The organism is Sodalis-like endosymbiont of Proechinophthirus fluctus (assembly GCF_001602625.1).
Taxonomy (GTDB): Bacteria; Pseudomonadota; Gammaproteobacteria; order Enterobacterales; family Enterobacteriaceae.
In genome coordinates this window covers 15,329-21,481 of the sequence record NZ_LECR01000088.1, presented here as the reverse complement: position 1 = coordinate 21,481, position 6,153 = coordinate 15,329, and the positions used below count along the sequence as shown (strand labels likewise).

The following is a 6,153-nucleotide window of genomic DNA, read 5'->3' as shown; positions in this document are numbered from 1 at the left end:
AGGCGGACGCCATTTCTTCAATCAGCGCGCTAACACGGGTTTCGTCCGCTTTCAGTTCATATTTGCGGATAACTTCACCCAGCAGCAAACCAACCTTGACGCGGCGCTTGGCCTGTTCTTCAAACAGCTCGCGCGGCAATTCCAGCGCCTGCTTTTCGTTGCCACCGAAACGCTGTGCTTCCTGGCGTTTCAGCGCGTCGATTTCACTGTTGACCAGCACTGCGGGAACACGAATATCGTTCATGCTAAGCAGACCGTCAATTACCTGTTTTTTTAAACAGTTGCGTACAGCTTTTTTTAGCTCGCGCTCCATGTTTTTACGCACTTCGGCGCGCAGGCCTGCCAGGGTGCCGTCGGCAACGCCGAAACGCTTGATGAAGCCTTCATCAAGCTCCGGCAGTTCGCGCTGCTCGACTTTTTTCAACTCAACGGTGAACTTCGCGGCTTTGCCTTTCAAATTTTCGGCATGGTAGTCTTCCGGGAAAGTGACGTTGATGTCGAAGCTTTCGCCCGCTTTATGACCGATAATTCCCTCTTCAAAACTGGGGATCATGTGGCCCTGGCCCATGGCCAGCACAAAGTCAGTGGCTTTGCTGCCCTCAAACGCTTCGCCGTCAATGGTGCCAGTGAAGTCGACGGTGACATGGTCTTCCGCGCAGGCGGCATCAGCGGTTTCTTTCCAGTCAGCCTGCTGTTTGCGCAGCGTTTCTAACATGGTGTCGACATCGGTATCCTTCACTTCTACCTGTGGTTTTTCGACCTCAATGGTATCCAACCCCGTTAGTTCCATTTTGGGGTAAACTTCAAACTCTACCGCATAGCTGAAATCTTCACCGGACTTGTATTCGCCCGGGACATAATTCAGTGTGCCCACCGGATTGATTTTTTCCTGGATAATAGCGTCGACAAAATTACGCTGCATCAGGTCGATCAGCACGCCTTGACGGACGGAGTCGCCATAGCACTGTGCAACAATATTCATAGGGACTTTCCCTTTGCGAAAGCCGTCGATGCGGACTTTTTTAGCGACGTTCACTAATTCGCTCTTTACTGCTTTCTCAATCGTGTCGGCGGCGATAGTAATTTTTATACGGCGCCCCAGGCCTTCATTGATCTCAACAGAAACTTGCATCTGGTAACCTCAAAAAAATCACAGCGCTCTATCAACGCCAGAGAAGCCGTTTTCAAAGAAGCGGTCATCCAGATCCACTGAAGTGAAAATGGCCTCTTAAGATCCGGGTAATCTGAGGAATCAAAACCTGTTGCCCGTCGTCTCGTCAGAAGCATCCCGAATTTCTTCTGGAAATAGTAAGACGCGGCATTATAGCGAGATAGGGTTTATAAGTCGAGAACGGCGCGCAAATTGCGCTGTGCGCTAGCGCAGAGAGGGAAAAAAGGCCAGCAAGTCGGTTCCCCTCCATCCAGCCAGTTTACCCTGTGCCGATAGGGATCAGGCCATCAGCCCGGCGCTGTGGCAAAGGGGGGAGGCTGGCACCGTATCCTGCAGTCCTTCCCACTCTTTGACCGTGTAGATTTGCAGCGCTAGTGCATGCACAGGTCCCGCCAGCTCATCCTCCAAAACGCCGTATATCGCGCGATGGCGGCTCAGGATACGCTCGCCGTTGAACCGATCGCTGACCAATACCACTTTGAAATGACTCTCAGAGCCGGCCAGGACATTATGGCGGTAACTTTCATCCACTACTTCCAGATACAGCGGAGTGAACTCAACCCTGATTTTTTTTTCTATTTGCTCGCGCATCATTATCTATTCTTCTCCTTCAACGCCAGGCAGAACGCTTTGCTCTGTCAATCAAAATCTTAACTGATTATTCTTTAATATCTAGCTTTTTTAGCTAGCGGCAATTTCGCGCTCGACGCCTCTTGCTGTCCCGCGCCGAGCAGTAAAATGTCCCGTAACGTAAATTAGTGCTATTAGAGGCTTTCCCCTCCCGTTAGCGATGCTATGATGTAGACGTTTTCCCTTCCCCATCCTGATGAATGAGAAAGCATGTATGCTAAAAAAATTACTGATGCCGTTGGTGGCTTTATTGGTGCTCTCCGGCTGCTCGGCCAGCACCAATACGCTGGATATTTCCCCTAAAATTCAGCTGCCGCAGCAGGATCCGTCGCTAATAGGCGTCACCGTTAGCGTTAACGGCGCCGACCAGCGGCCGGATCAGGCTCTGGCCAAAGTCAACCGCGACGGCCAACTAGTTACTCTCACCCCGTCGCGCGATCTGCGTTTCCTGTTTCAGGAAGTGTTGGAGAAACAGATGACTTCCCGCGGCTACATGATTGGTCCGAACGGCGCTGTGGATTTGCAGATCGTAGTCAATAAACTCTACGCTGATGTGTCCGAAGGCAATGTGCGCTATAACATTGCCACCCGGGTGGATATCTCTATCATCGCCCAAGCGAAAAACGGTAACAAGCAAGTGAAGAGCTATCAATCGGTCTATCATGTGCAGGGCGCTTTCCGTGCTACCAATAGCAAGATCACCAGCGCTGTAGACAGCGTGCTGGAGGATGTGATCAATAATATGGCCAACGACAGCAGCGTCAATAGTTTCATCAAGCAAAACGCGCGTTAATTTTCTCCATTCACCCGGCCTGCCTGCGGCGCTGGGCAGGTTAAACCCGAAAGCCGTTTATGCCCATGACATCCATTCGAATTGCCAAGCTCACCCAGCGTCGTTCCCTCGTTTTGCTATGCCCCCTATTTTACCCCTAGCGGCCTACCTCCGCCACGCTACAGGTCTGGATAACGCTAGCTAGGTTAGATCTGAAAACCATCGGTTTTTTCTCTCTGGTGGGTCAAGCGTACATCATCAAATTTCTCTGGTCGCCGGTAATGGATCGCTACGGGCCCGCCGCTGATGGGCCGTCGTCTGGATTAGCTAGCGATCTTGCCAAGTACTGCTCATACTGGGTCTGCTGGCGATAGGTCCCTAGATCCGGCGCGCAATCTGGTGTGGTTATCAGTGCTTGCGGCATGGGTGGCGTTCTATTCTATTCCGCCTCGCAGGATATTGTGTTCGGCGCCTACAAAACCGATTTGCTGCCGGCGGAGAACAGTACCGTCGCCACGGTCTCGGTAATAGCTATCGCCTGGCCATATTGGTATCCGTCGACCTGGCGCTATAGCTAGCTGATCGCTAGCTCAGCTAGCAGGCCAGGCTACCTACTGATTGATAGCCGCGTTGATGTTGGTAGGGCTTGGTCAGCACATTGCTGTCGCCGGAGCTAGACTAGGCGGATTACCCAGGCCGACCAGTCTCGACCAGGCGATGATGGTGCCGCTGCGCGACTTTATTCAGCGTCGATAACGCCTGATTGTGCTCTAACTTGGCGACCCTTTTGCGCTCATCCTGAGTACGATTTTTCTTATTCACAGCATGGAATTTGACGCCGGTCAGGTTGGGTATGGTCGATAAAAGCCTGGGCTTATTAGCGACCATTGTCGGCACGCTGACGGACAAGGCTGCTGATGCAGCGGCTATTGCTGTTTCGTACCCTTAAATTGCTGTTCGGGCTCCTGCAGGCTGGCGGTCTCCAATGACGGATATTAGGCACTGCGGTGACCTATAAACACCTTGTCAATGGCTGCGGCAGTATTTGTCGAAAACTTGTGTGGAGGTGGAGAGGTATAGACACCGCAGCGTTCGTCACGCTACTGATGACGTTGTACAGCAAATCCTACTACGCCACCTAATTCTCCCTGCTATCGGCGCTGGCCGTCGTCGGTCGGGTCTATGTCGGCCCCCTGGGGCGTCTAGTTCGTTGAACTGCATGGCTGAGCCTCCTGGTTTTACCTGTTCTCCGTCGCCATTTCATTTCTCGGTCTGGGCCTATTGATGCTGTGCCGCACCACGTTGACCGAGACGCATCGGACGGCGATTTCCTGCCGGCGCGTCCGTCCATGTCAGCTCCGGTTATCGCCTAGCGTGGCGCGCTCTAGCGCTGCTGCTGGTCAAGACTGCAGGCATGATCGCATCCGGCGAGATGATGAATTTATGTTGGGAAATGGACACAGTTCTACTCACAGTGAGTATACCTATGGGATGCATTCTCGATTATCGCGCGATGAAAAGATCTAGGATGTAGCGTCACGGTTAAAACTGATGATGTCCAAGTCCGGCGCGACGGAGAATAAAGTTCTCCGGCGAAAAGGGCCGGTTTTTTACCCTATTACTCTTCTCATTAAAGGTTATTTTTTTATTTATGTTGCAGGAATGACAGTTTATCGTCTCTATTATTTTACAGGGTGCGTATTTACATATTTGTAGTTTCTTTGTCAAAGAATAATATTGATTTGTTAATGTGATGATATACAGATCCCGCGCTTTTATTCTTTCCGTTATCAGAATCGAGGTTTTTCGACATTTAATTATCTAACCCCTTATCTAAATTAATATTTTTCATCATTCCCAACAGGTGTGACACGTCTGACAGAATGCAGAAACATGTTTCTAACATAAGCTTAATCGTGTTTACAGTACTGCAACCTTCCCGTAAAATGCTCTGCACAAGAAACGACATTAGAGAACATTTTATTGAGGTCGTTAGATGAGACTCAGGAAATACAATAAGTATTTAAGGATTTTGTCGCTGTTTAGCGTCGTCGCGTTAGTTAGCGGTTGCAGCGATATGGTGTTAATGAATCCCAAGGGACAGATTGGACTGGAGCAACGTTCATTAATACTGATCTCCCTCGGGCTGATGTTGATCGTCGTGATACCCGCTGTCGTCATGGCATTCGTATTTGCGATCAAATACCGCGCATCAAATACCAAGGCGACGTACAGCCCCAACTGGTCCCACTCTAGCAAGGTGGAATTAGTGGTATGGACGGTACCGATCCTTATCATCATCTTCTTGGCCACGCTGACGTGGAGGTCGACCCATGCTCTCGATCCAAGCAAACCCATTGCGTCTGACGCCAAACCAATCACCATCCAAGTTGTCGCCATGGACTGGAAATGGCTGTTCATTTATCCGGAGCAAGGTATCGCCACGGTGAACGAAATCGTATTCCCGGCCAACGTCCCGGTGGATTTTGAGATTACCTCCAATTCGGTGATGAACTCCTTCTTTATTCCTCAGTTAGGCGGCCAGATTTACGCAATGGCCGGTATGAATACTACGTTACATCTCATCGCCAACGAACCGGGGAACTATAAAGGCATTTCAGCGAACTTCAGCGGCCGTGGTTTCTCCGGCATGAAATTCACTGCCGTCGCCATGCCAGATCAGGCAGGCTTTGCCGAGTGGGTTCAAAAAGTCAAGGCATCACCAGATACACTTGGCACTATGGACGCTTACGATCAGTTGGCAGCGCCGAGCGAGTATCATCCAGTCGAATACTTCTCTAATGTTAAACCTAGTCTATACCAGGATGTAATCGGCAAGTTCATGGGTAAAGGGAAGAGTATTGCCACCACCCGACGAAGGGATGGGCATGAATATATATCATAATAGTACATAGGAATAATAACTATGTTAGGAAAATTAACGCTTGATTCAATTCCGCACTATGAACCGATCATTATGATAACCGTCGCTGCTATCATTGTGATTGGTGTGGGGCTAGTAGCCGCTATTACTTACTTCGGTAAATGGCAATATCTTTGGCAAGAGTGGTTCACCTCGGTAGATCATAAGAGAATCGGCATCATGTACATGATCGTGGCATTCGTGATGTTGCTGCGAGGCTTCGCCGACGCCATCATGATGCGTTCTCAGCAGGCGCTGGCTTCGGCGGGCGAAGCAGGCTTTCTGCCGCCCCATCATTATGATCAGGTAGTGACCGCTCATGGCGTTATCATGATAATCTTCATGGCGACGCCGTTCGTTGTCGGCCTGATGAACCTAGCGGTGCCGCTGCAAATCGGCGCACGTGACGTTGCCTTTCCTTTCCTAAACTCCGTAAGTTTCTGGTTCTTCGTCGTCGGCGTCATCCTGATAAACGTGTCCCTCGGCGTTGGTGAATTCGCCCAAACCGGCTGGGTGGCTTATCCGCCGCTGTCGGGCAAGGAGTATAGTCCCGGCGTCGGGGTCGATTACTGGATCTGGAGCATCCAGATAGCTGGTATCGGGACTACCCTGACCGGCGTAAATTTCTTCGCCACCATTTTGCTCATGCGCGCGCCC

At 50.7% G+C, this 6,153-nt stretch carries 7 protein-coding genes; 4 read left to right on the top strand and 3 right to left on the bottom strand.

Features of this window, described 5'->3' with window-relative positions:
- A partial coding sequence (gene tig, locus BG74_RS08670) for a trigger factor (protein WP_244267472.1) occupies positions 1-1,132 on the bottom strand: 1,132 nt, incomplete at its 3' end.
- A gap of 318 nt (positions 1,133-1,450) precedes the next feature.
- Positions 1,451-1,768 carry a transcriptional regulator BolA gene (gene bolA / locus BG74_RS08665; protein WP_244267475.1) on the bottom strand — a complete coding sequence of 106 codons (318 nt, stop codon included), beginning with the start codon at positions 1,766-1,768 and terminating at the stop codon, positions 1,451-1,453.
- Positions 1,769-2,015: 247 nt separating this feature from the next.
- Between bolA and BG74_RS08660 the strand changes: the two genes are divergently transcribed.
- Together BG74_RS08660 and BG74_RS14345 are read left to right on the top strand one after the other, a co-directional pair.
- Positions 2,016-2,594 carry a lipoprotein gene (locus BG74_RS08660; RefSeq protein ID WP_066597877.1) on the top strand — a complete coding sequence of 193 codons (579 nt, stop codon included), beginning with the start codon at positions 2,016-2,018 and terminating at the stop codon, positions 2,592-2,594.
- A gap of 380 nt (positions 2,595-2,974) precedes the next feature.
- On the top strand, positions 2,975-3,151 hold the full coding sequence (locus tag BG74_RS14345) for a hypothetical protein (RefSeq protein WP_187202832.1): 177 nt from the start codon (positions 2,975-2,977) through the stop codon (positions 3,149-3,151).
- Between the two features lie 109 nt (positions 3,152-3,260).
- On the opposite strand, the gene BG74_RS14340 is transcribed toward BG74_RS14345, so the two are convergent.
- A complete protein-coding gene (locus BG74_RS14340) occupies positions 3,261-3,461 on the bottom strand; it encodes a hypothetical protein (protein WP_066597876.1) in 201 nt (66 codons plus the stop codon).
- A 1,108-nt stretch (positions 3,462-4,569) separates the two neighbouring features.
- On the opposite strand from BG74_RS14340, the gene cyoA reads away from it, so the two are divergent.
- Complete coding sequence (cyoA, locus tag BG74_RS08650; protein ID WP_066597871.1) at positions 4,570-5,478, top strand: cytochrome o ubiquinol oxidase subunit II; 909 nt, start codon at positions 4,570-4,572, stop codon at positions 5,476-5,478.
- A gap of 21 nt (positions 5,479-5,499) precedes the next feature.
- Positions 5,500-6,153 (top strand): cbb3-type cytochrome c oxidase subunit I (locus BG74_RS18265; RefSeq protein ID WP_244267471.1); only part of this gene is annotated, 654 nt, incomplete at its 3' end.

Excerpts from the sequence above, each read along its gene's own strand:
- cyoA (WP_066597871.1), top strand. The coding sequence starts at position 4,570 with ATGAGACTCAGGAAATACAATAAGTATTTAAGGATTTTGTCGCTGTTT.
- BG74_RS14340 (WP_066597876.1), bottom strand. The coding sequence starts at position 3,461 with ATGGTCGCTAATAAGCCCAGGCTTTTATCGACCATACCCAACCTGACC.
- BG74_RS08660 (WP_066597877.1), top strand. The coding sequence starts at position 2,016 with ATGCTAAAAAAATTACTGATGCCGTTGGTGGCTTTATTGGTGCTCTCC.